Source organism: Halomonas marinisediminis (assembly GCF_004347715.1).
GTDB classification, from domain to species: Bacteria; Pseudomonadota; Gammaproteobacteria; order Pseudomonadales; family Halomonadaceae; genus Halomonas; species Halomonas icarae.
On record NZ_SLTR01000001.1, the window covers coordinates 311,766 to 334,614 of the forward strand.

At 64.0% G+C, this 22,849-nt stretch carries 18 protein-coding genes; 9 read left to right on the forward strand and 9 right to left on the reverse strand.

All coding sequences use genetic code 11. The features are described 5' to 3' along the window. Positions 1 to 51 precede the first annotated feature (51 nt). The 4 genes from E0702_RS01470 to E0702_RS01485 form a co-directional block, all read right to left on the reverse strand. The gene (locus tag E0702_RS01470) at positions 52 to 390 is read right to left on the reverse strand and encodes a tryptophan synthase subunit beta like protein (protein WP_132041185.1); all 339 of its coding nucleotides are present in this window, start codon (positions 388 to 390) and stop codon (positions 52 to 54) included. A gap of 145 nt (positions 391 to 535) precedes the next feature. After that, positions 536 to 1,966 carry an HlyD family type I secretion periplasmic adaptor subunit gene (locus E0702_RS01475; RefSeq protein ID WP_132041186.1) on the reverse strand — a complete coding sequence of 477 codons (1,431 nt, stop codon included), beginning with the start codon at positions 1,964 to 1,966 and terminating at the stop codon, positions 536 to 538. Continuing rightward, positions 1,966 to 4,137, reverse strand: coding sequence for a type I secretion system permease/ATPase (locus E0702_RS01480; protein ID WP_132041187.1), 2,172 nt, complete (start codon positions 4,135 to 4,137; stop codon positions 1,966 to 1,968). Before E0702_RS01480 ends, E0702_RS01475 begins: the two co-directional genes overlap by 1 nt. 86 nt (positions 4,138 to 4,223) lie before the next feature. Further along, positions 4,224 to 6,050 carry a TolC family outer membrane protein gene (locus E0702_RS01485; RefSeq protein ID WP_132041188.1) on the reverse strand — a complete coding sequence of 609 codons (1,827 nt, stop codon included), beginning with the start codon at positions 6,048 to 6,050 and terminating at the stop codon, positions 4,224 to 4,226. A gap of 367 nt (positions 6,051 to 6,417) precedes the next feature. On the opposite strand from E0702_RS01485, the gene E0702_RS01490 reads away from it, so the two are divergent. The 5 genes from E0702_RS01490 (at position 6,418) to nth (ending at position 12,054) form a co-directional block, all read left to right on the forward strand. Next, positions 6,418 to 6,699 carry a hypothetical protein gene (locus E0702_RS01490; protein WP_132041189.1) on the forward strand — a complete coding sequence of 94 codons (282 nt, stop codon included), beginning with the start codon at positions 6,418 to 6,420 and terminating at the stop codon, positions 6,697 to 6,699. A gap of 133 nt (positions 6,700 to 6,832) precedes the next feature. Then, positions 6,833 to 8,314 (forward strand): tRNA uracil 4-sulfurtransferase ThiI, encoded by a 1,482-nt coding sequence (thiI, locus tag E0702_RS01495; RefSeq protein WP_132041190.1) that lies wholly within the window; start codon positions 6,833 to 6,835, stop codon positions 8,312 to 8,314. A 101-nt stretch (positions 8,315 to 8,415) separates the two neighbouring features. Beyond that, positions 8,416 to 10,452, forward strand: a complete 2,037-nt coding sequence (metG, locus tag E0702_RS01500) for a methionine--tRNA ligase (RefSeq protein ID WP_132041191.1) — start codon at positions 8,416 to 8,418, stop codon at positions 10,450 to 10,452. A 6-nt stretch (positions 10,453 to 10,458) separates the two neighbouring features. After that, complete coding sequence (locus E0702_RS01505) at positions 10,459 to 11,244, forward strand: RnfABCDGE type electron transport complex subunit B (protein ID WP_132041192.1); 786 nt, start codon at positions 10,459 to 10,461, stop codon at positions 11,242 to 11,244. A 174-nt stretch (positions 11,245 to 11,418) separates the two neighbouring features. Continuing rightward, positions 11,419 to 12,054 (forward strand): endonuclease III, encoded by a 636-nt coding sequence (gene nth, locus E0702_RS01510; RefSeq protein WP_132041193.1) that lies wholly within the window; start codon positions 11,419 to 11,421, stop codon positions 12,052 to 12,054. A 58-nt stretch (positions 12,055 to 12,112) separates the two neighbouring features. Here nth and E0702_RS01515 read toward each other — a convergent pair whose 3' ends face one another. From E0702_RS01515 to E0702_RS01530, 4 genes are all read right to left on the reverse strand, one after another. Continuing rightward, positions 12,113 to 13,120, reverse strand: a complete 1,008-nt coding sequence (locus E0702_RS01515; protein WP_132041194.1) for an ArsA family ATPase — start codon at positions 13,118 to 13,120, stop codon at positions 12,113 to 12,115. A gap of 7 nt (positions 13,121 to 13,127) precedes the next feature. Continuing rightward, entirely contained in the window at positions 13,128 to 13,433 is a 306-nt protein-coding gene (locus E0702_RS01520; protein WP_132041195.1) for a cory-CC-star protein, read from the reverse strand. A 25-nt stretch (positions 13,434 to 13,458) separates the two neighbouring features. Next, positions 13,459 to 15,135: a carbon starvation CstA family protein gene (locus tag E0702_RS01525; RefSeq protein WP_132041196.1), complete on the reverse strand. Its 1,677-nt coding sequence runs from the start codon at positions 15,133 to 15,135 to the stop codon at positions 13,459 to 13,461. A 160-nt stretch (positions 15,136 to 15,295) separates the two neighbouring features. Further along, positions 15,296 to 15,976, reverse strand: a complete 681-nt coding sequence (locus E0702_RS01530; RefSeq protein WP_132041197.1) for a glutathione S-transferase family protein — start codon at positions 15,974 to 15,976, stop codon at positions 15,296 to 15,298. A gap of 329 nt (positions 15,977 to 16,305) precedes the next feature. Here E0702_RS01530 and E0702_RS01535 point away from each other — a divergent pair, with 329 nt between their 5' ends. From E0702_RS01535 to E0702_RS01550, 4 genes are read left to right on the forward strand one after another with little or no spacing between them, the layout of a single operon-like run. Then, a complete protein-coding gene (locus E0702_RS01535) occupies positions 16,306 to 16,677 on the forward strand; it encodes a response regulator transcription factor (protein WP_132041198.1) in 372 nt (123 codons plus the stop codon). After that, the gene (locus tag E0702_RS01540) at positions 16,677 to 18,737 is read left to right on the forward strand and encodes a 3'-5' exonuclease (protein ID WP_132041199.1); all 2,061 of its coding nucleotides are present in this window, start codon (positions 16,677 to 16,679) and stop codon (positions 18,735 to 18,737) included. The genes E0702_RS01535 and E0702_RS01540 overlap by 1 nt, the downstream gene beginning before the upstream one ends. A gap of 28 nt (positions 18,738 to 18,765) precedes the next feature. Further along, positions 18,766 to 18,975 (forward strand): hypothetical protein, encoded by a 210-nt coding sequence (locus tag E0702_RS01545; protein WP_132041200.1) that lies wholly within the window; start codon positions 18,766 to 18,768, stop codon positions 18,973 to 18,975. Positions 18,976 to 18,978: 3 nt separating this feature from the next. Further along, positions 18,979 to 21,720: a sensor histidine kinase gene (locus tag E0702_RS01550; RefSeq protein ID WP_132041201.1), complete on the forward strand. Its 2,742-nt coding sequence runs from the start codon at positions 18,979 to 18,981 to the stop codon at positions 21,718 to 21,720. Here the strand turns inward: E0702_RS01550 and E0702_RS01555 are convergent. Beyond that, the gene (locus tag E0702_RS01555) at positions 21,717 to 22,844 is read right to left on the reverse strand and encodes a DUF294 nucleotidyltransferase-like domain-containing protein (protein WP_132041202.1); all 1,128 of its coding nucleotides are present in this window, start codon (positions 22,842 to 22,844) and stop codon (positions 21,717 to 21,719) included. The genes E0702_RS01550 and E0702_RS01555 overlap by 4 nt on opposite strands. Positions 22,845 to 22,849 lie beyond the last annotated feature (5 nt).

The window sequence follows — 22,849 nt, forward strand, 5'->3', positions numbered from 1 at the left end:
CCTACCTCGGCTCAACCGTGGGCCTGCTCGGCAGGACCCACCTCAACTCACTCAGATCACCCCGTCCTCTTCATCGCCGTCCCCCACCAGGCCGAGTCCATTCAGCCGCCGCCGCAGCGACTGCCGCGCCATCATCTTTTCCTGGGCCGCTTCCGGTAACTCGGTGAAATTTATCACCCCCTTATCCATCAACAGCCCGATCACATCTTCCAGCACGCGCACAAAGGCCAGGTCCGACGTCTGAAGGGAGGCCTCATCGTGCCCCACCTCCTCGTCGACAAGAAACGCCACCAGTGCCGGCGCCCCAGCCATCACATACTCGTTACACTCCGGTGTCTTATCCCGGCTGACCTGTGCGATACGACCGCTGGCATCCCGCTTTACGTACATGGGTGGTCTCCTGAGGTGACTGAAGCCAGCAAAATGGTCCGAGATGAAATTCGACTTCATAAAAGTTCATTTACACGGCATCACCACTGGCCAGTGCCGCCATTTCCACTCTGGTCGGGAATACTCCGACACTTACCGCTCATCCTTATCGCTCACCCATCGAGTTGCTCCACGCTCGAAGCACGGGTTTCAGCATGAACTGCATGACGGTTCGCTTTCCCGTCATGATGTCTACCTGGGCCGTCATGCCCGGGATAACCTCGATCTGCGGATGATCCTGGGGGTTCTCCGTCGCTCGAACACGCACCCGATAGAAGGTGTTATCGTTATCGTCGGTTATGGTGTCGGCACTGATATGTTCGAGCTCCGCCTCTAGCCCGCCATAGATAGTGAAATCATAAGCGGTCAACTTGATCATGGCCGGTTGGCCGGGGCGTAAAAAGGCAATGTCTTGAGGGGCGATCTTCGCCTCTACCAACAGCTGGTCATCACTGGGAACGATCTCGACCACTTCCTGCCCAGGCTGGGCGACGCCCCCCAGGGTGTTGATATTAAGCCTCTGTACCACGCCCTCGACTGGTGAGCGTATCTCGGCCAGGCGCACACGATCCTCAAGCCCGGTACCGCTCTCTTCCAGGGCACTAAGCTCACTGGTGGTTCTAGCCAGGTCGTTACGCCAGTCGTTACGCCGCTCGGCCCCCAGCTCACGAAGCTGCGTTTCCGCCTCCTCGACCGCTGCCTGCAGCCGCGCTACGGAAGCCGCCGCCTGGTCACGCTCGCCGGTGGCCCGCGACACTTCACGACGCAGACGCAGGACCTCCACCTCGGAAACTGCGCCAGAGCTTAGCAGTGGGCGGGTCAGATTGAGTTCCTGACTCGCCATATTGGCCTCTCGCTGTGCCGTATCGCGACGCGCACGCGCCTCCCGGAGCTCCTCCTCACGCTGGCGGGTACGTTCGCGCAGCACGTTCTCCTGCTCCCGCAACTCCTCCCGAGCACTCTCGTAGGCCTCGCGCTCCTGGGCCACGATATCCGCCGCCTGACTGCGCAGCTCTTCGGATGGCGAGAATGGTGTACCACTTACCAGCGCACGCAGGCGTTCGGCACGTGCCTGAAGTGCAAGCACCTGAGACCGGTTCTCCCGAAAGTTGGCCAGGTAGCGAGTAGGATCGATGCGCATCAACACCTGCCCCTGCACCACCGACTCTCCCTCGCGCACCAGGATTTCCTGGACCACACCACCATCATAGGTCTGCACGCGCTGCAGCTGGCTGGAGGGTATCACCCGCCCTGCTCCGCGCGTCACCTCATCGATCGGTGCAAAACAGGCCCATACCAGTAGGGCGATGACGGCCAGCAACACCATATAGAGAAACCAGCGGGCACGAATCGGATCCTGCTGCAGGCGAGCCCAGTCGGCATCACTGGCCCAGTCGCGACTCAGATGTGCAGCGGTGACCCGCTTGGCGAAGAGTCGGTCCATGAAGGGCCGAAACGGCTTGCCGCCGACCTCGGAGAAGCGGCCGATCGCTTCGAAGCCACGCTGCTCGGCCATTGGCCCCTGCTTCCTGGCCATTAGCTTGCCCTCCCGATCTGCCCTTTACGCAACGCCTCGAGCACCTTGTCCCGGGGGCCATCCGCCATCACCCGGCCTGAATCGATAACGATGATGCGATCGACCAGCGACAGTAGTGAGGTGCGATGAGTCGCCAAGATCATGGTCTTGGCTTGCGCGAACGCCTTGAGATTCGCCTTGAAGGCCTCCTCGCTGGTGTGATCCATGGCGCTGGTGGGCTCATCGAGCAACAGGATCTGCGGATCGTTGACCAGCGCTCGAGCTACCGCCACGGATTGGCGCTGCCCCCCTGAGAGCGCCTGCCCACGCTCACCCACCGGGAGATCGACCCCCTGGGGATGAGCATTGACCAGACCCTCCAGGCCGCTCAGCCTGATCGCCCGCAGCAGTGCCTCGTCATCTACCCCCTCGCTACCACCGCCAGCGATGATGTTTTCCCGCAGGGTACCGAAGAAGAGACTGATGTCCTGGGAGACATAACCGATCTGACGACGCAGCTGGATGGGGTCGAACTGGCGCAGGTCTACACCATCGAGCATCACTGCCCCGGCGGTTGGCTCGTAGAGACCCAGCATCAACTTGTTGAGGGTAGTCTTGCCACAACCGATGCGCCCCAACAACGCCACCTTCTCGCCGGACCGGATGGTCAATGACACGTCGCGCAGCGCTTCGTTTTCCTGCTCCGGGTAGCGCAGCGACACCTTGTCGAAGCGAATTTCGCCGCGGATCACCGGGCGGCTGACAAACGTCTTGCCTTCTGGGCGCTCCACGGGTCGTGCCATTACCTCGTTGAGTGACTGCAGCGCGGTCGAGGATTGATGATACTGGGTCAGCAGCGCGGCAGCCTGGCTAATCGGTGCCATGACACGAGAGGAGAGCATGTAGGCGGCGATCAACCCACCCTGAGTAAGATTGCCCTCGATGATCTGATAGACACCGAGAATGATGACACACACCGCCACACTGTGCTGGGTCCACATCGCCACACTGGAGACCGAGGTGCTGACCAGACGTAGCTGGGCCCCGGTGCGGGACAAGTAGGCCGTCGCCTTCTCCCAGGTACTCTGAATACGGCTCTCGGCGCGCAGCGTCTTGACGGTCTCCAGCTGCGAGACCGACTCCACCAGGGTGGCATTGCGCTGAGCGCTGGCCCTCCAGGTGGTCTCGGAGAGCTCATGGAGCTTGCCCTGGGCAGCCATGGCGTAAAGGAGCACGAGAGTGATACCCGCCAGCACCGGTATCACCAGCGGCGGACTGATCAGGGCGATGATTCCGGCGAACATCAGCACGAAGGGTAGATCGACCAGCGATACCACCGTTGCCGAGCCAATGAACGCACGCACCGATTCGAAAGAGTGCAGTGTGGCGGCAAAGGAACCGGTGGAGACGGGTCTGGCCTCCATGCGCATTCCCAGGACTCGCGCCATGATCGAGGATGACAACTTGACATCGGCACGACTCGCCGCGAGATCGACGAAGGCGTTACGCATCAGGCGCAGTACCAGGTCGAAGCACAGCACCACAAAGATGCCGGCCGCCATCACCCATAGTGTCTCCGTCGCATGGTTGGGAACCACCCGGTCATAGACATTGAGCACGAATAGCGGCATGGCCACCGCAAACAGGTTGATCATCGCCGAGCCGGCGATGACATCGCGGTAGAGCTTGCGATTCTCGCGAATGACGCTCCAGAACCAGTGACGAGAGCGCTGGCGCGTCACTTCAGGCCCGCGTTCATCGAAGTGGAAGCGCGGGCGCACATAGATTGCCTGGCCACTGTAACTGGACTGCAACCCATCCAGTTCCACCTCGGCTTCGGCATCGCCAAGCTCGGGAAAGATTACCCGGGCCTTGCGCGCCTTGGTATCCAGCCCCAACAGCACACAGGCACGCCCCGGCTCGAGCAACAGTACCACCGGAAAGAGCGCCGGGTTGAGCTGCACCAGACGGCTCTTGACCAGCCTCGCCGAGAGCCCGGCACGAGAGGCCGCGCGGGCGAATACGCCGGGCGTCAGCCGCCCTTCTTCGAGAGGCAGGCCGGAGATCAGTGACTCGGCCGTGGCCTTACGATCATGCACCAGCGCGATGGTCTGCAGACATTCGAGCAACTCGTCATGCACCGCCGACCGAGCGGGCCCCGGGCCCAGATCCAGCTCTTCTTTCTGTGACACAGCCACCTCAGACGTCGAATCGCCCCACCGTGATCACGGTGGGGCGAGGCATTCCAACAGGTCACGCCTGTCCTGTTTTCGTTCGGTCAGCCGCGCACTGCATAGCTGCCGGCGAAGCCCATGGCCTCGAGGCGCTGACGCAGCGACCGCATCGCGTCTCGATCGGCGATCGGGCCAAGCTGCACGCGATGCAGAGATCCCGAGGAGTCGAGCCGGACGGGAAGGCCGAACTCGCTTTCCAGGCGCTCACCCAGGCCACTAGCTCGCGCCTCGCTCGACAAAGCGGCCACCTGCAGGAAGGCCCCCTGACGACGAGTCGGTGCCACCGGCTCGGCGAGGCGAGCCTCTACCTCGCCATAGAGATCGGCGCTATTGGTCGCGAACAGGGCATCGGCGGAGAGGGCAAGGTCTGGTGCCCTGGTGGGGGCATCGGTATCACCGATAAAATCCGCCAATGTGAAGCCCCTCGGACCTTCTGCCGGACAGATGGTGTCAGGATCCAGCGCCACACCATCGCTTCCCATCTCGGCCAGAGTCGGCATCTCGTCGTTGACCACTCCCAGGGTTCTCATGAGCTGCCCCATGGAGGCCAGCACCCGGACATCGGCAATTGCTATATCATACTGGGCATTAACATAAGCACGGCTGGCCTCGAAGTACTCGTTCTCGCTGTCCAGCACATCCAGCAGGGTCCGCTGGCCGATCTCGAACTGCTGCTGATAGGCACCGCGCACGCGATCGATGGAGAGGCGGTGCTGATTGAGGTAAGTCAGCTGCTCACGCAACCGCTGGGTGTCGCTGTAAGCAATCTGGGTGGTCTGGCGAACATCTATACAGGCCTTCTCGCGCAGGTCACTCGCCTGCTCGACACGATGGCTGGCCGCGCGGAAAGAAGCCAGATCGCTGCCGCCACGATAGAGGTTCATGCTCGCGACCAGCTCGATGCTCTGGCGTTCGCGGTCATCGTAGATATCGTAACCGCTGTCGTTGCGGTAGGTACCTGCGCTCCCGCGCAGGTCAAGGCGGGGGTGGAAGGCAGACTTGACGACCTCGCGCTCGGCGCGGACCGCTTCGATATTCTCAATGGCGGCATGGAACTCCGGATTGCCCTGGAAGGCCATGTCCAGTGCCTCGGCCACACTGGCCGGGAGGCGATCATCGAACTTCGGGGCCGGCACCAGCCGAGAGGCAGGCAGCTCACCGATAATGCGCTGGAAACTCGCCGTGACGTCATGCAGATTGGACGCCTCCGTCATCAGGTTCGACTCGGCCAAGGCTAGTCGCCCGCTGATCTGTTCGAGGTCTACCCCACGGCCGGCACCCGAGCGCACGCGCTGCTCGATCTGTCTGAATACCCGCAAGTGTTCCGCATAGTTTTCCCGAGCCAGGCTCACCAGTTCGCGGTAGCGGCTGACGTCCAGATAGGCTCGAGCCGCCTCAAGCGCAACACTCTCGCTGGCTCCAATCAGTTCGTAATAGCGCACCAGCTTGGCATGATTAAGGCTGTCCACCTCACTGGCGGTGGCAAACCCATCGTATATCATCTGGGTCAGGGTGATCTCGGCAAAGCGGGTCTCGTAGCTTCCGCTTTTGGAGAAGCCTGGACCAGGCTCACCTTCCCGATACTCACGGCCGGTGCCGGCGCTGACATCAACAGTGGGCAGGTAGCCCCCAAAGGCAACATCCACATCGTCATCGGCAGCACGCAGCTCGTTCCAGACGGCCTGCACCTCGGGATTGGTAGTGAGTGCCTGCCGCACCGCATCGGCGAGGGTGGTTGATCCCGGGGCAGCAAGGCCTGGTGGCAAACTACGAGCCACCGCAGCGGAGATCGGCATGAGAGCCAATGCAGCGCCCAGGGTGGCTACTCCGATGACGCGGCGTGAGGTTGACGAGATGAGGGTAAATTTCATGGCCTGCCTGTGTGATGGTTGCCTGAGGAGATTTCACTCTGAAATCTCGGGCTAACAAAGTTGTTTGATATCGCTTCGCCACGAGGCGTGCACTGTTTTCACTGCACAGCTGAGGCGTTTTCCTGCGCACTGCAAGAGCATGATCCTGGTTAGCTGTGTCACCTTGCTCTCGGGCTGTTGTGCATCGTGGCTCATGGGCCGAACCTTAAACGCCTAAGCGCTGCGGGCCTATTATGACCTTACTGCCTAAGCATAGGGTTACGTTTTTTTTAATGAAGAACAAGACCCAGCAAGGAACCTCACCAACACCCTGTAAACGTGCTATCGTCGTGGCATCGACACGGCCGGTTATCACAAGGAGCACGCCATGTCCTCATCGGAAATTCAGAAGACACGCGTCATCAACGAACTGCAGGGTTTCATAAGGAAGCTGCTACAGGATCCTCGAATTCTCGACCAGGCGCTGGAAATCGCCCGTCGTCATGTGCCTGAAGGCAACTCTCAGGAGGTCATGGCCCGTATCGCCAACGAGATATCGGACACTACCAGCATTCATATCCCGGAGGATCCCGAGGAGCACAGTGAAGCCGACAGGCTTTTCCTCGAGCTGCTTCGTGAGGTCGTCAACGAGGAGCAGGCACTCTACTGAGTAATGGCCTTCCCCCTTCAGGCAAGCCCCCAGCGACGCCCGGCACCTGCCGGGCGTTTGCGTGTTCGTGCACCACGACTCTGTTAGAATAACAACCCATTGATTTGACTAGAGCTATACAGCCTTCACCATCATGTACTACCTCCTCAAGCTAAGCCCCGAGATCACCATCAAGTCGCGCTCCGTTCGTCAGCACATGACCCGCTGTCTCGCCGCCAATGTGCGCAATACCCTGAAGCCTCTGGAGCCCGGCATCGGAGTGCGCGCGGGATGGGACCTGCTGATGGTGTCGGTACCCGATAGCGCTGAGGCGACGCTGATCGATGAGATCGAGGCGCGCCTCTGTCGGGTTCCTGGTGCTCAGGAGGTTCAGGAGGTTCGCGAGGTCGATTTCGATGACCTCGACGATATCGCCGCTCATGTCGTGCCATGCTGGCAGCAGCGCATCGCCAGCCGGCGCTTTCGTGTCTCGGCCAAACGCCGCGGCCAGCACGACTTCACCTCCTCCGACCTGGAACGCCATCTCGGCGCGGCACTGCTCGCCGCCGCACCCGATGCCAGGGTCGACCTCAAGCACCCCGAAGTGAAAGTGACGGTAGAGGTGGTCGAGCAACGACTGCGCCTGATCGATCGGCGCCTGACAGGGCTCGGTGGCTACCCTCTCGGCCTGCAGGGCCAGGCGCTGGCGCTGATCTCCGGCGGTTACGACTCACCGGTGGCCGCCTGGCGAATGATCCGCCGCGGCATCAAGACCCACTTCCTGTTCTTCAACCTGGGCGGCCCCGAGCATGAGCGGGGCGTGCGTGAGGTCACCCAGCACCTCTGGCAACGCTACAGCCTGTCGCATCGCGTCAACTTCATCTCGGTCCCCTTCGAACCGGTGGTCAGCGAGATCCTGCGCAAGGTGCCGGATGGCATGATGGGTGTGGTGCTCAAGCGCATGATGGCGCGGGCCGCTTCACGCATCGCCCTGCATGCCCGCATACCGGCGCTGGTCACCGGCGACGCCATCGCCCAGGTCTCCAGCCAGACCCTGACCAACCTGGCGCTGATCGATGATGCCAGCGACCTGCCGATACTGCGTCCGCTGCTGACCGATGACAAGCAGACCATCATCAACCAGGCGCGACAGATCGATACCGCCCGCTTCGCCGAAGTGATGCCAGAGTATTGCGGCGTCATCTCGCGACGCCCCAACACCCGTGCCCGTCGCGACCAGATCGCCGAAGCCGAGGCCGAGTTCGACTTTGCCATACTGGACGCCGTCATCGAGGCCGCCGAGACCACCCGTACCGACCGCCTCGGCGAGGACCAGCACCACTCAACTGGCCACCAGGCCGGCGAGGATGTCCCCGAAGCCCACGCGGGCCAGGATGTCAACGTTATCGACATTCGCCCCCCGGTAGAGCGCGAGGTGGCCCCGCTCGCCCTGAAGTCGGGCCAACGCCTCGAGATCCCCTTCTACGAGCTGCAACAGCGTGCCCCGGAGCTGCCCGACGACCGGCACTATTTCCTGTACTGCGAGCAGGGCGTGATGAGCCGTATGCAGGCGCTACACCTCCATGACCGAGGCCTTACCCACTTTGGTGTCTATCACGCCTCCGCCCGGCGCTGAGTGGATAGGCCGGGGGTGTTGCCCACGAGGATGCCGGGTGCGGCGAGACGCCATCCCGGCTACAATCGAGCATCTGATTTTCCAGGGATTCAAGAGCCGACATGTCGACGAACGCCACTCGCAAGATTCTGGTCACCAGCGCCCTGCCCTATGCCAACGGCGCGATTCACCTCGGCCACCTGCTCGAATATATCCAGACCGATATCTGGGTGCGCTTCCAGAAGAGCCGTGGCCAGCAGTGTCATTACGTGTGTGCCGATGACGCACATGGAACCGCGATCATGCTGCGCGCCGAGCAGGAAGGCATCACACCCGAGGCGTTGATCGAGCGTGTCAGCCGGGAACACCAGGCGGACTTCGCGACCTTCGGCGTCGCCTTCGACAACTACCACTCGACCCACTCGGAAGAGAACCGCTACTTCAGCGAGCTGATCTACACTCGCCTGCGCGACAAGGGCCATATCGCGACCCGCGACATCGAGCAGATGTACGACCCGGTGAAGGGGCTCTTCCTGGCCGACCGCTTCATCAAGGGCACCTGCCCTTCGTGCAAGAGCGACGACCAGTACGGCGACAACTGCGAGGCGTGCGGAGCCACCTACACCCCGGCGGAGCTGATCGACCCGGTGTCGGCCATCTCCGGCGCCACGCCCGAGGTGCGCAGCTCCACCCACTACTTCTTCAAGCTGCCCGACTTCGCCGACTTCATGCATGGCTGGATCAACGATGGTCATGTCCAGCCCCAGATCCGCAACAAGCTGATGGAGTGGTTCGAGGCCGGATTCAACGAGTGGGATATCTCGCGTGACGCGCCCTACTTCGGCTTCGAGATTCCCGACGCCCCAGGCAAGTACTTCTACGTCTGGCTCGATGCCCCGATCGGCTACCTGGCCAGCTTCAAGAACCTCTGCGACCGCGAGGGCATCGACTTCGACAGCTACTGGAAGAGGGGTAGCGATGCCGAGGTCTACCATTTCATCGGCAAGGATATCGTCTACTTCCACGCCCTGTTCTGGCCCGCCATGCTGCATGGTGCCGACTTCCGCACCCCGACGGCGGTAAACTGCCACGGCTTCGTGACCGTCAACGGCGCCAAGATGTCCAAGTCCCGTGGCACCTTTATCAAGGCCGCCACCTATGCAGACCACCTCAACCCGGAATATCTGCGCTACTACTTCGCCGCCAAGCTCACCTCGCGGGTCGACGACCTCGACCTCAACCTCGAGGACTTCGCCGCCAGGGTCAACAGCGACCTGGTAGGCAAGGTCGTCAATATCGCCAGCCGCTGCGCCGGCTTCGTCAAGAAGCTGGGTGGCGGCAAGCTCTCCGTCCACTGTGCCGAGCCCGAGCGCGTCGCCCGCTTCATCAGCGCCGGCGACGAGATCGCCGAGCAGTTCGAGACCCGCGAATTCGGCCGCGCCATGCGCCTGGTAATGGAGCTGGCCGATGAGGCCAACACCTATATCGCCGAGGCGGAGCCGTGGGTACTGGCCAAGCAGGAGGGGCGCGAGCAGGAGGTGCTGGATATCTGCTCGGTCGGTATCAACCTGTTCCGTCAGCTGATGGTCTATCTGGCGCCGGTAGTCCCGGCCATGGCCGAGCAGGCCCGTGGCTTCCTCAAGCTCGACTCCCTCGACTGGCATAGCCGGCACGAGCTGCTGCTCGACCACGAGATTGCCAAGTTCAAACCGCTAATGACCCGCGTGGAGAAGGATAAAATCGACGCCATGATCGAGGCATCCAAGGAGGACCTGGTGGAAGAACAGAAGCTCAAGGAGACCCCAAGGGGGCCCCTGACCGAGGAACCGATCGCCGAGGAGATCTCCTTCGACGACTTCATCAAGGTCGACCTGCGCATCGCACGCATCGCCAAGGCGGAGTATGTCGAGGGCGCCGACAAGCTGCTCAAGCTGAGCCTGGATCTGGGCGGCGAGAGCCGTACGGTCTTCTCGGGCATCCGTGCCGCCTATGCCCCCGAGGCACTGGAGGGTCGTCTCACCGTGATGGTCGCCAACCTGGCGCCGCGCAAGATGCGCTTCGGCGTCTCGGAAGGCATGGTGCTGGCCTCGGCCAACGACGAGGGCATCTATCTGCTCTCGCCGGACTCCGGCGCCGAGCCCGGCCAGCGGGTGACCTGAGCCACCGTGAGTCACCATGACCTGATCGAGGCCATCGATGCCCTGCTGCCCCAGACCCAGTGCGGCAAGTGTGGCTTCGATGGCTGTCTGCCGTATGCCGAGGCGATCGCCGAGGGCGAGCCGATCAACCGCTGCCCCCCGGGCGGCGAGCCGACGCTCACTCGGTTGGCCACCCTGACCGGCCAGCCCGAACAGCCTCTGGCGGAGCCCGCCCAGCTGCCCCTGGCCGCGGTAATTCGGGAGGCCGAGTGCATCGGTTGCACCAAGTGCATTCAGGCCTGCCCGGTGGATGCCATCCTCGGTGCGGCCAAGCGCATGCATACGGTGATCACCGACGAGTGTACCGGCTGCGAGCTTTGCGTGGCGCCCTGCCCGGTGGACTGCATCGACCTCGTGCCTCACCCCGCCTGGGCGTCTGCCGAAAGCGATGCGGAGCGCGACGCCTACCTGGCGCGTCGCGCCGAGCTGGGTCGCCGACGCCACCGCACCAGACAGCAACGCCAGGCCCGGGAGGCCCGCGACAAGCGACTCGAGCGCCAGAAGCGACTGATGCAACAGCGGCGCGGCTCTGCCAGCAAGGGGACTAGCGGTTCACCCGGTGGCGCGGTCATCCAGCGCCAGCGGCGAATGGCCTTCAAGGCCGCCGAGCAGGCCCTGAAGCGTGTGCAACAGCAGCTGGAGAGCGCTCGCCGCCGCGGCGACGACAAGGCCGAGGCCACTGCCCTGGCCCAGCTGCCCGAAGCCGAGCGGCTGCTCGCCGAAGCCAGAAGCGCGCTGGACAAGAGCGAGTAAAGCTAGTCTCTCTCCGAAATCACGAGCCAAAGCCAATCAAACCCAAACCGGACTCGCGGTTTTACTGCCAAAGGTAGGGGCCCCGGGGACAGGTCGAAGAGGAGGAAGGTGACCTGTCGCCGGGTAAGCCCCGGATAGTGGTGCAACGCCGCCTTTCCATCGCCACGGACTGCCATGAACGCCCAGAAACGCTACGAGATCTTCGCGCGGCTGCGCGAGCACAACCCCCACCCCACCACCGAGCTCCACTGGGAGACCCCCTTCGAGCTGCTGGCCGCGGTGCTGCTCTCCGCCCAGGCGACCGATGTGGGCGTCAACAAGGCCACCGCGAGGCTCTTCCCGGTGGCCAATACTCCCCAGGCGATCATCGAGCTGGGCCTCGATGGCCTCAAGGAACACATCAAGACCATCGGCCTCTACAACACCAAGGCCGTGAATCTGATGAAGACCTGCCATCTGCTGGTGGAGAAGCACGGCGGCGAGGTCCCCGGGACGCGCGCCGCCCTGGAGGCGCTGCCCGGCGTCGGACGCAAGACCGCCAACGTGATCCTCAACACCGCCTTCGGCCAGCCCACCATCGCCGTGGATACCCATATCTTCCGGGTTTCCAATCGCACCGGCATCGCCAAGGGCAAGGATGTGGTCGAGGTGGAGAAGAAGCTGCTGCGCCACGTGCCCAGGGAGTTCCGGCAGGATGCCCACCATTGGCTGATCCTGCACGGCCGCTATACCTGTATCGCCCGCAAGCCACGCTGCGGCAGCTGCGTGATCGAGGACCTGTGCGAGTTCAAGGAGAAGATCGAGCTGTGAGCGAAAGCGCCAACCATCATGTTCTACATGGGTGGGCGCGACCAAGGCCGTTTCAACGCTAGAAGCCTTCCGCCTCGAGACGCTCGGCCAGCTGCTCGAGAATCTCGATGCCCTGCACGTCGGTTGGCAGCCACGGCAGCCGCGGGCGCGGCAGATGCCCCAGCTCCTCGTCGATGCGCCTCAGGTAGGTGGCCTCCTGCTCGCGGCGTGCGTTGAGGAAGTCACCATCGGCCTCCGGAGGAATGACACGATTGACGAGAGTGCCTGCCACCGGCACATGGGCCTCCTCCAGGGTCGCCACCGCGCGCGCCGTCTCGAGGATCGGCAATCGCTCCGGGGTCATCACGAATAGGAAGCCGGTCTCGTCCCGATTCTCGATTCGTCGGCGCGCCTGATGAAACAGCCGCCGCCGTTCCATCAGGGTCCTGGCCACATCGCGCGTCTTCTCATCGAGATCCGCCAGGCCATCCTCGTGGGGATCATCGAACGGCGTCGAAACATCCTTGCCGCGCTTGGGCGTCAGGTGTGACAGCACCTTGCCCAGCTCCTCGGACTTGCGACTATGGGCCAGCAGTCCATCGGTCCAGGCGGCCATGGCTTCGGGCAGCGTCAACAGGCGCAGGGTATGACCGGTGGGTGCCGTATCGAAGATGATCAGATCCCACTCTCCTGAATCATCGGTGACCAGGCGCGACAGCCGCTCCAGCAGTGCCGCCTCCTGGGTGCCCGGTGACTGCCGGGTCAGTCGCATCTGACGCTCGAGCTCGGCCATCATCTCCGGTGCCGCATAGCGGCGCATCTGGGCGGTGACCCGTGTCAGGTGGGCCTCCACCTCGGCATCCGGGTCGATCTCCATGGCATCGAGGTTGGGCAACAGCCGCCGCGGCACATCACTGAGCTCACGATCGAAAACGTCGCCCAGGCTGTGCGCCGGATCGGTGGAAACCACCAGCACCCGCCGCCCACGGCGGGCCGCGAGCACCGCCAGGGCCGCGGCGACGGTCGTCTTGCCGACCCCACCCTTGCCACCCACCCAGAGCAGGTGTTTTTCCAGAAGTTCTTTCATTGAACCCTCAACAACATTTGAAGTGGTCGAGTGGCGAGCGCTCCATTCCCATGCGTTGGTGCCAGTCGTGGAAACGCTCCAGCAACAGGGGCTGCAGCTCCAGGGTGTAGTAGGCCGCCGGATTGGGAACTCCCATCATCTCGGAGAACACCAGCAGCATGAACAGGTCGTCCTCGTCTCGACGGGCGCGTGCAATCGCACCCCGGTAGCGGGAGGAGTAGACCTCCTCCGCGAAGAAACGGGCCTGGCTTAGCCAGGCCCGAATCCGTTCGAGACGAGCGGCACGACCCTCCTCCTCATGGTCGTCGCTCATCCTGTGACTCCTCAAGCTTCATTAGTTACTCTTGCTGGGCAGGGGCCTCGCGCTTGATCCGCTTGAGGGCCGACACACACTCGAGCGAAACCAGAATGGCCGCGACCAGCACCACGATATCCAGCACCAGCAGGAAGATGTTGCCCTGCTCGAAGAAGCTGCGCAGCTGCAGTAACAGCGCGATGATGGTGACCACCAGCAGGAACACCAGCGGTGCCAGGGTAAACCACATGGGGCGACCCAGGCGTACCAGCATCACGGTGACCACCAGCAGCGACAGACCGGCCAGCAGCTGGTTGGTGGTGCCGAACAGCGGCCAGATGATCAGCCCGCCGGAGCCATCCGCCCCACCCGCGCCGAAGGCCAGCAGCAGACAGCTGCCCACCGCCAGCAGGGTGGCGATCGTCGGCTTCTGCATCCAGCGCTGCTGATAGATCTCGCCCCACTCCTGGAAGATATAGCGCTGCAGGCGCAGGCCGGTATCCATGGTGGTGCCGGCGAACAGTGCCGCCATGACGGTCAACAGGGTTGCCGCGGTGGCTTCGGGCAGGCCCAGGCCATTGGAGATGATGAAGGCTCCCCCTTCGACGAAGGCGTTGACGCCCCCCTGACCGAAGGCGGTGTACATCGCCTCCCAGTCGGCGAAGGAGGCAAAGCCGGCGGTCGCCGCGAGGATGGCGGCCAGCGCCAGCATGCCTTCACCCACGGCGCCGAAATAGCCGACGAAGCGTGCGTCGGTCTCCTTGTTGAGCTGCTTGGAGGTGGTACCGGATGACACCAGGCCATGGAAGCCCGAGATGGCGCCACAGGCGATGGTCACGAACAGCAGCGGAATCAGCGAGGGCGTACCGGCCGGCACGTTGTCGTTGAACGCCGGCGCCACCATACTCGGGTTGAGCAGCAGGATGGCGCCATACAGCACGATCAGGCCCACGAACAGCTGCAGGCCGTTGATATAGTCACGCGGCTGCAGCAGTACCCAAACCGGCAGCAGCGAGGCAATCGCGGCATAGCCGAAGAGCAGCAGGATCCAGATGGCGTTGCCGGAGACACCCGCCACTTCCGCCGGCATCTGCAGCGGCACCGAGGGCCCGATGCCGATCAGTGCATAGAGTGCCACCACGCCGACGATGGAGACCATCGGCAGACTCATCTTGCGGCGATAGATCATCTGACCGATCACCAGCGCCACCAGGATGGCCCCCCACACCGGCACCACGGCGCTGGAGAAGTTCATCATCAGCCCGGCGATCACCACGGCAAACACCGCGTTGACCATCAGCAGCACCAGGAAGATGACGATCATGAAGATGCTGCGGGCGCGCTTGCCCACCACATCACCGGTCAGGGCACCGACCGACTTGGCCCGGTTGCGCACGCTGGCCCAGATCGCTCCCGAATCATGAACGCCGGCGAAGAAGATGGTCCCCAGCACAACCCACAGGAAGGCCGGGAGCCAGCCCCAGATCACCGCGATGGCGGGACCGACGATGGGGGCCGCACCGGCCACTGAGGTGAAGTGGTGCCCCCACAGCACATAGCGGTTGGTGGGCACGAAGTCGACTCCGTCTTCATATTCGTGGGCCGGCGTCTTGAAGTCGGGGTCGAGTCGGTAGATCTTCTCGGCGATGAACTTCGAGTACACGAAGTACCCGGCCGCCATCGCGGCAAGACCCAGGACCATGACGAGGATGGCACTCATGGCACACTCCTAGCAGTGAATATGGTAAATGTTTTCAAGGATGCTATTGGCCGAACAATTTTCGTCTCTTATATGCGCGACGTCCATCACATGGGCCATCGAAGCCACCCAGGCACGACGAAAGTAGCACCCAGTATCGTCACTGCTCGACCCACCAGCCTTACCCCAGGCCGAACTCGCCGATGCGATCCACGGTGCGCCGATAGGCCTCGCGTTCACGACAGGCATCGAGGAACTCGGCCAGCCGGGGAAAATCGACCAGCCCACCTCGGCTTTCAAGCGCCAGCAGGGGAAAGCTCATCTGAATATCGGCGGCGGTGAAGGCCTCGCCGGCGAACCATGGCCCTCGCGACGCCAGCTCCTCCGCCCAGAACTGTCCTAGACGCCGGATCTCCGGCCCCAGATACTGCTGCTCCACACCGCGGGCAAAGAGCCGGCCCAGCGGGCGTGCCAGGGTTGGCACCGGCGGCTGTCCGAGCCGCGAGAACACCAGCCGCATGACAAGCGGCGGCATGGCCGAGCCTTCGGCATGATGCAGCCAGAAGCGGTAGCGCTCATGGGCCTCGCTGCCGGGCAATGGGGCCAGCCGGGCCTGCGAATCATGATGCTCGACCAGGTAGTCGATAATCGCCCCGGACTCGGCCACTACCCGCTCGTCGCGGCCCAGATCACGTATCAGCGGCGCCTTGCCCAGCGGGTGAAGCTGACGCAGCGACGCCGGCGCCAGTTGAGTCTCGGGGTCCCGCGAATAGGTGACGATCTCGAAGTCGATACCCAGCTCCTCGAGCAGCCACAGGATCCGTTGCGAGCGTGAGTTTTCCAGATGGTGCAGCTCGATCATGCGCATATCTCCGGCTGAAAGAAATGAAGGAAGATAGGAAGAGAAAAAGACACTAGGCTTTGTCTGAAAAGTCGGCGAGAGAAGGTTAGGCAAGGCAAAAATCGGCGAAAAGACGGACCGGGCTCGCGCACGAGTTTACGGAGTGTAAATGAGGTCTTTGAGTCGATTGTTAACGCCGTATAGCCGAGCGCAGCCAGTTTTCGGACAGAGCCTGAGCCCCACCGTAGCACGCCCCACTATCGTTGCCTTGTGCCAAGGTCGTCTTTGCCCGGCCATCAACACCCACTTAGACTGACGGCAACAATGATCATAATTACCTGGAGTGCGTCATGGCCAAGGTGTTGGTGGTAGACGATGAGCCGAATATCGTCCTTTCACTGGAGTTTCTGATGCAGCAGGCCGGCTTCGAGGTGGTCACCGCGGAGAATGGCGAAAACGCCCTGGCGCGGGTCGCGGAGGGAGCGCCGGATCTGGTACTACTGGATATCAGCCTGCCCGGCATCAGCGGCTTCGATGTTCTAGAGCGCCTGCGTGGCGATCCGACCCATCGCCGTCTGCCCATCATCATGCTCACCGCCCATGGGCGCGAGGTCGAGCGCGAGAAGGGCCTGGCGCTGGGCGCCGATGACTACGTCACCAAGCCCTTCTCGACCCAGGCGCTGGTGGAGAAGGTCAAGACCCTGCTCTCCGAGGTGTCCTGATGAGTCGTCGGCTCTCCGGCCTGCCCCGCCGCCAGCGGCTGATCGGCCTGTGGCTGCTGCTCAGCGGCATCAGCATCTTCGGTGGCGCCACCTTCGCGCTATGGCTCGATACCCTCTTCCAGCCCCGAGGGATCGCTCGCCTGGTGCTGTGGGCGGGCTGCTTCTCGGGTGGCGGCACCATCTTCCTGGTCGGCCTGCTGCTCGAGCGCCAGCTTTTCACGCCGCTTCGCCACCTGCAGGTGCAACTGGCACGACTGGTGGCCAATCCGGACGCCCGGGACGACTATCCCCCGGAGGGCTGGCTACGTGCCCTTGGCCCCGATCTGGTGCGGGTTCGCGAGGCGTGGCGCAGCGACCGCTCACGACTGGCCACCGCCCACGCCGAAGGCGCGCGCAGCGCGGCACGGATACGCCAGGAACTCGAGACCCTGCTGCAGGTGCTCGATACGCCGCTGCTGCTATGCGATCACCACCGTCGCATCCTGCTGTTCAACCAGGCTGCCGAGACGCTGTTCGAGGATCACGCCAGCCTTGGCCTGGGCAAGCGTCTCGAGACCCTACTGCCCGCCGTGAGTCTGCAGGATGCCCTGAGCCAGTTACCCGCCGATGGCGCCCCTCGCGAGGTGCTGGTGCCCAGCGGTGAACGCTGGCTGTGTGCCACCTTGCGCCGAGTGCCTGGCAGCCATGGCGAGACCATGCTGACCCTGATCGACACCACCGCCGCCTGGACCAGCGAGATGGGCGCCCGTGCCGAACTGCTCGATGGCCTGCCGCGGCTACGTCGCCACGGCGCCAGCCTGACCAGTGCCGCCGACGCCCTCTCCGCCCTGCCCGAAGGCGCCGGCGAGATGCGCCGCCGGCTGGAGCGAGTGATCGCGGAGGAGAGCCAGGCCCTGGGGGAGGATATCGATGGTCTCTCGACCCTGATCGAGCGTATGCAACAGGAGGGAGAGCGGCTGGTCCCCCTGTGGTCCAATGACCTCTGGGCCAGCCTCAACGAGCGGCTGCCGACGACACGCCAGCTCACCGCGGTCGGCATGCCGGCCTGGCTGAAGGGTGATGCCAGTGCCCTGCTGGTGCTGTTGGGCTCGCTGCTCGACACGCTGGCATCGACGCTGGGCGATGTCCCCCTGGAGGGCGAGGTATGCCTGGGCAACAAGCGGATCTACCTCGACCTGATCTGGGAGGGAAAGCCGCTTGCCGAATCACGGCTCGGCGAGTGGCAACAGCAGCACCTGGAGGCGCTGCCCCTCACGCCCCGGGTGGCCGACGTGCTGCATCAGCACGATAGCGACGTCTGGAGCCTGGCCGATGACGATGGGCAGCATGCCCGGCTGCGCCTGCCTTTTCACGCCGCGGGTCGGGTCGGGGCACCGCGCCCGACGCTTCCGCCACGCCCCGAGTTCCACGACTTCGGCATTGCCGACCTGCCGGCGCCCGATGCGGAGCTGGCCGCCCGACCGCTACGCGCCCTGGAAGTGGTGGCCTTCGATACCGAGACCACCGGCCTGGAGCTGCGCCGCGGCGACACCGTGATCAGCATCGGCGCCTGTCGGGTCGTCAACGCACGACTGCTGGCCAGTGAAACCTTCGACCTCTACGTCGATCCGGGAAAACCGATCCCTCCGGCCAGCACCGCCATTCACGGCATCACCGATGACGCCGTCACCGGCGCTCCTCCACTCTCGGTGGCACTGCCTCGCTTCCGCGACTATGTGGGAGACGCCGTGCTGCTGGCCCATAATGCCGCCTTCGATCTGCTTGCCCTGCAATCACCTGGGGCCGGCACCGCACTGGACATGCCGGTACTCGACACCCTGCTGATCTCCCGAGCGCTGGATGCCAGTCTCGATGGCCATGACCTCGATAGCCTGGCCGAACGCTATGATCTCTCCTTCCCCCCGGGCACTCGCCACACCGCCCTGGGCGATGCCCGGGTCACCGCCGAGCTATGGCTATCGCTGCTGCCCCGCCTGGAGGCCCGCGGCATCGACACACTCGAGAAGGCCCTGGCCCTGCAGCACAGTGCATTGAGCAAGGAGGATGCCTGCGCCTCATGACGACCACACCCGATCGTAGCGTCTTGCCATGCTGAGCGTACCGCGGCGCCGCGAGCGCCTGCTGGCATTGATCATCCTGGCCGCGCTGCTGTTCACCCCGCCCCTGGTGCTGGTACCGGACCGGGCCATGACGATCTCCTGGCTGCCGCTCTATCTGTTCATCGCCTGGGGGTTCATCATCGCGCTGGCGGCCTGGCTGATGGAGAGCCCGAGCCCCCGCAAGCCACCTGGAGAGTAGATCATGCGCAGCGACATCGTGGTGCTCAGCGTCGCCTTCGGCTACCTGGCACTGCTGTTCCTGATCGCCGCCTGGGGCGACCGACGCGCCGAGCAGGGACGCTCGTTGATCGGCTCGCCCAATGTCTATGCGCTCTCCATCGCGGTCTACTGCACCGCCTGGACCTTCTATGGCAGCGTGGGTCGCGCCGCCCAGTTCGGCCCCAGCTTCCTGCTGATCTATCTTGGGCCGACCCTGGCGATGCTGATGGCTCCCTTCCTGATCCGCAAGATGGTGCGTATCGCCAGCGCTCAGCGCATCACCTCGATTGCGGACTTCATCAGTGCCCGCTACGGCAAGAGCTCGGGCCTCGGGGCCCTGGTGGCACTGATCGCCTTGATCGGCATCACGCCCTATATCGCCCTGCAGTTAAAGGCGATCACCGTCACCCACGCGGTGCTGGTGAACTACCCCGATGCCGGCGACCTGCGTCTGGCCGACGAGCCCTTCTGGCTGGACAAGTCTTTCTGGGTAGCACTGGTGCTGGCCGTCTTCATCATTCTCTTCGGCACCCGCCACCTGGATGCCAGCGAGCGCCACGAGGGGATGGTGGCCGCCATCGCCTTCGAGTCCCTGGTCAAGCTGATAGCCTTCCTGTCGGTCGGTATCTTCACGGTCTTCGTGCTCTTCCAGGGCCCCGGCGATCTCTTCGCCCGGGTCGCCGCCACGCCGGAACTGGCCGCACGGCTGGGGCTGGATGCCGTACCCGGTGGCGCAACCGGCTGGGCGGGCATGCTGGTGCTGGCCTTTCTGGCATTTCTCACGCTGCCCCGGCAGTTCCAGGTGCTGGTGGTGGAGAACGTCGATGAGCGCCATTTGGCTCGCGCCAGCTGGCTATTCCCGCTCTACCTTCTGGCCATCAACCTGTTCGTGATCCCGATCGCCATGGCGGGCCTGTTGCTGATGGGAGATGCCGACCCCGACCGCTTCGTGCTCACCCTGCCCCTCTCGGCCGACCTGGAGGGCCTGCCGCTGCTGGTCTTTATCGGCGGCCTCTCGGCGGCGACCAGCATGGTCATCGTCGAGACCATCGCGCTCTCCACCATGGTCAGCAACCAGCTGATCATGCCGTTGCTGCTGCGCACCCGCCGCCTGCACCGCAGCGCCAGCGGCGAGCTGGCCGGCTGGCTGCTGGGCATCCGCCGGGTGGCAATCGTGCTGATACTGCTGCTGGGCTATCTCTACCATGCACTGGTCGGCGACGCCTACAGTCTGGTGACCATCGGCCTGGTCTCGTTCGCCGCAGCCTGCCAATTCGCCCCCGCCATGCTGATCGGCATGTACTGGCGCGGCGCACATCACCGTGGTGCCGCCCTGGGGTTGATCGCCGGCACGCTGGTCTGGGCCTGGACCCTGCTGATCCCTGGCTTCGCCCAGTCCGGCTGGCTCGATGCCACCTTTCTCGAGCAGGGTCCCTTCGGCATTGTCTGGCTGCGACCCTATGCACTCTTCGGCCTGGAGGGTTGGGACATCTATACCCACTCACTGCTCTGGAGCCTGACCGCCAACCTCGGCCTGCTGGTCGGGGTCTCGCTGTTCAGTCGTCAATCGCCGCTCGAGCAGACTCAGGCGGCGCTGTTTGCCGAGGCCATGCACCCGAATCTGCTGGAGACCTCTCTATGGCACGGCCAGACCACCCGTGGCGAGTTGCGCACCCTCCTCGACCGCTACCTGGGGACAGGAACGACCGCTCGGGTCTTCGCCGATACCGAACCCCAGACGAGTGATGCCGAACAGCCGGCCACCCCGGCCCAGATCGCGCGCGCCGAACAGGCCCTCTCCGGGGCGCTGGGCAACGCCTCGGCACGGGTGTTGATCAACTCGGTGGTACGCGGTGAAGCACTCGACCTGGAGTCGATCCTCAGCATCCTCGATACCACTTCCGAGACCCTGGAGATCAACCGGCGCCTGGAGCAGAAGTCCAGTGAACTGGCCCAGGCCAGCGAGGAGCTGCGTGCCGCCAACGAGCGCCTGCGCGAACTCGACCGCCTGAAGGACGAGTTCGTCGCCATGGTCAGCCACGAGCTGCGCACCCCACTAACCTCGATCCGCGCCTTCGCCGAGATCCTGCGTGACAGCGACAACCTGCCTGAGGAGAAGCGGGTCCACTTCCTCGATGTGGTGGTCAAGGAGAGCCAGCGACTCTCACGGCTGATCGAGGAGATCCTCGACCTGGCACGCCTGGAGAGCGGGCGCCTGACGCTCCACCCCCAATCTCTCGACCTGGTGGCGCTGGTGCGTCACAGCGTGGATGCGGTGCATCATATGCAGGCGGATCGCGGAGTGGCGCTGGAGGTGGTGGTCGAGCCGGAGCAGGCCCCGGTCATCGGCGACCCGGATCGCCTGGAGCAAGTGATCATCAACCTGCTCGACAACGCCGGAAAGTTTGCCGACGAGGAGGACGCGCGAGTACGACTCAGCTTGCTGCCACACAAGCGTCACTACCGCCTGATGGTGGAGGACAATGGCCCCGGCATCGGCGAGGAGGAGCGCGAGCGGGTGTTCGAGAAGTTCCACCAGATCCAGCGCGTCGATGCAGCGCCCGACAGCCGTCATGGTCGCCCCCGAGGCAGCGGTCTTGGCCTGCCCATCAGCCGCGGGATCGTGGCCCATCTCGGTGGCCGTCTGTGGGTGGAAGAGGCCCCCCATCTCGGAGGGGCCTGCCTGATCATGGAGCTTCCCGAGGCGCCGCCGGAGCCCGGCTAGCCCCGGCGTGCGCGACGCTGCAGCGCCCGTATCTGCTGCAGATCGTGGCGCAGCAGCATCCGCTGGTCCTTGCCGAGGCGTGTCATATCCACCCAGCCATCGGCGGCACGGCCGGCAGCGTGATTGTGGCACTGCTCGTGGAGCAGCAGCGCCTGCAAGCGCCCATGGGCGGCGGTAAGTTCTCGGCAGCTGTCGGCCCCCAGCTTGCCCCTGGCGACCAGCGCTGCGAGCCGCCGCCGGGTATCGGTTTCGCGCACACCGTGCCGCAGCGACATCAGCCTTGCCGCGGCGACCAGTGGCAAAATGGCCTGATGCTTGAGATTGATAGCCCGCTCGTGGGGTGCCCCTTCCAGCGCCCCGGCCAACCGGCCGAGGCGATCCAGCGCCACCGGCTGCTCATCGAACAGCGCCCCCATCTCGTCGAGGAAGAGCCCCGCCGCGGGAAGACGCGTCGCTACCCAGTCGCTCAGCGCCTCGGCGAGGCCCATGTCACCGAAGACCGGAGTGAGGTCGAGCAGGATATTGGCCTGTTGCACGCGCTTGACCCGTCGGTCGGCGCTCCATATCTCGAGCTGGCGCTGCCACTCCGAGAGGCGCTTGCGCCACATCGGCCAGCGGGCCATGACATGACCACTGCACAACGGAATCCCCGCGCGATCGAGCCGATCGCTGAAGCGCTCGCCCAGCGACTGGAAATAGCCGTCAATCTCGAGATGCCGGGCATCCGGATACTCATCGATGATCATGGCATTGTCCTGATCCGGGGCCAGCAGACTCTCGTGACGGCCTCCGGAGCCCAGCACCACGACACAGTACGCCACCGGCGGCGCGCCCCACCCCTGTCCCTTCATCTCGGCCTCGGCGAGACGGATGGCACGGCGGTAAAGCCAGGCGTTATGGTCGCTGATCAGTTGGGAAATCCGCCAGGCAGGCAGATCGAGACGCAACAGTGCCTCCACCAGGGTGGATTGCCAGGCATGGGCGTCGGCCAGGTCGGGATGAGACCCCAGATCGATCAGGGCATCGCGCAGGGGCGCGACAAGATCAGGCAGGCTGGCGGGATCCGGCAGGGTCTCCCCGGCAAAGAGCTCCCGCCACGCTGAGGCGCGATGCAGAAAGCGCACGACTC

Excerpts from the sequence above, each read along its gene's own strand:
- E0702_RS01535 (WP_132041198.1), top strand. The coding sequence starts at position 16,306 with ATGGCCAAGGTGTTGGTGGTAGACGATGAGCCGAATATCGTCCTTTCA.
- E0702_RS01490 (WP_132041189.1), top strand. The coding sequence starts at position 6,418 with ATGTCCTCATCGGAAATTCAGAAGACACGCGTCATCAACGAACTGCAG.
- thiI (WP_132041190.1), top strand. The coding sequence starts at position 6,833 with ATGTACTACCTCCTCAAGCTAAGCCCCGAGATCACCATCAAGTCGCGC.
- E0702_RS01540 (WP_132041199.1), top strand. The coding sequence starts at position 16,677 with ATGAGTCGTCGGCTCTCCGGCCTGCCCCGCCGCCAGCGGCTGATCGGC.
- E0702_RS01530 (WP_132041197.1), bottom strand. The coding sequence starts at position 15,976 with ATGATCGAGCTGCACCATCTGGAAAACTCACGCTCGCAACGGATCCTG.
- E0702_RS01550 (WP_132041201.1), top strand. The coding sequence starts at position 18,979 with ATGCGCAGCGACATCGTGGTGCTCAGCGTCGCCTTCGGCTACCTGGCA.
- E0702_RS01470 (WP_132041185.1), bottom strand. The coding sequence starts at position 390 with ATGTACGTAAAGCGGGATGCCAGCGGTCGTATCGCACAGGTCAGCCGG.
- E0702_RS01520 (WP_132041195.1), bottom strand. The coding sequence starts at position 13,433 with ATGAGCGACGACCATGAGGAGGAGGGTCGTGCCGCTCGTCTCGAACGG.
- E0702_RS01475 (WP_132041186.1), bottom strand. The coding sequence starts at position 1,966 with ATGGCCAGGAAGCAGGGGCCAATGGCCGAGCAGCGTGGCTTCGAAGCG.
- E0702_RS01545 (WP_132041200.1), top strand. The coding sequence starts at position 18,766 with ATGCTGAGCGTACCGCGGCGCCGCGAGCGCCTGCTGGCATTGATCATC.
- E0702_RS01525 (WP_132041196.1), bottom strand. The coding sequence starts at position 15,135 with ATGAGTGCCATCCTCGTCATGGTCCTGGGTCTTGCCGCGATGGCGGCC.
- nth (WP_132041193.1), top strand. The coding sequence starts at position 11,419 with ATGAACGCCCAGAAACGCTACGAGATCTTCGCGCGGCTGCGCGAGCAC.
- E0702_RS01515 (WP_132041194.1), bottom strand. The coding sequence starts at position 13,120 with ATGAAAGAACTTCTGGAAAAACACCTGCTCTGGGTGGGTGGCAAGGGT.
- E0702_RS01485 (WP_132041188.1), bottom strand. The coding sequence starts at position 6,050 with ATGAAATTTACCCTCATCTCGTCAACCTCACGCCGCGTCATCGGAGTA.
- metG (WP_132041191.1), top strand. The coding sequence starts at position 8,416 with ATGTCGACGAACGCCACTCGCAAGATTCTGGTCACCAGCGCCCTGCCC.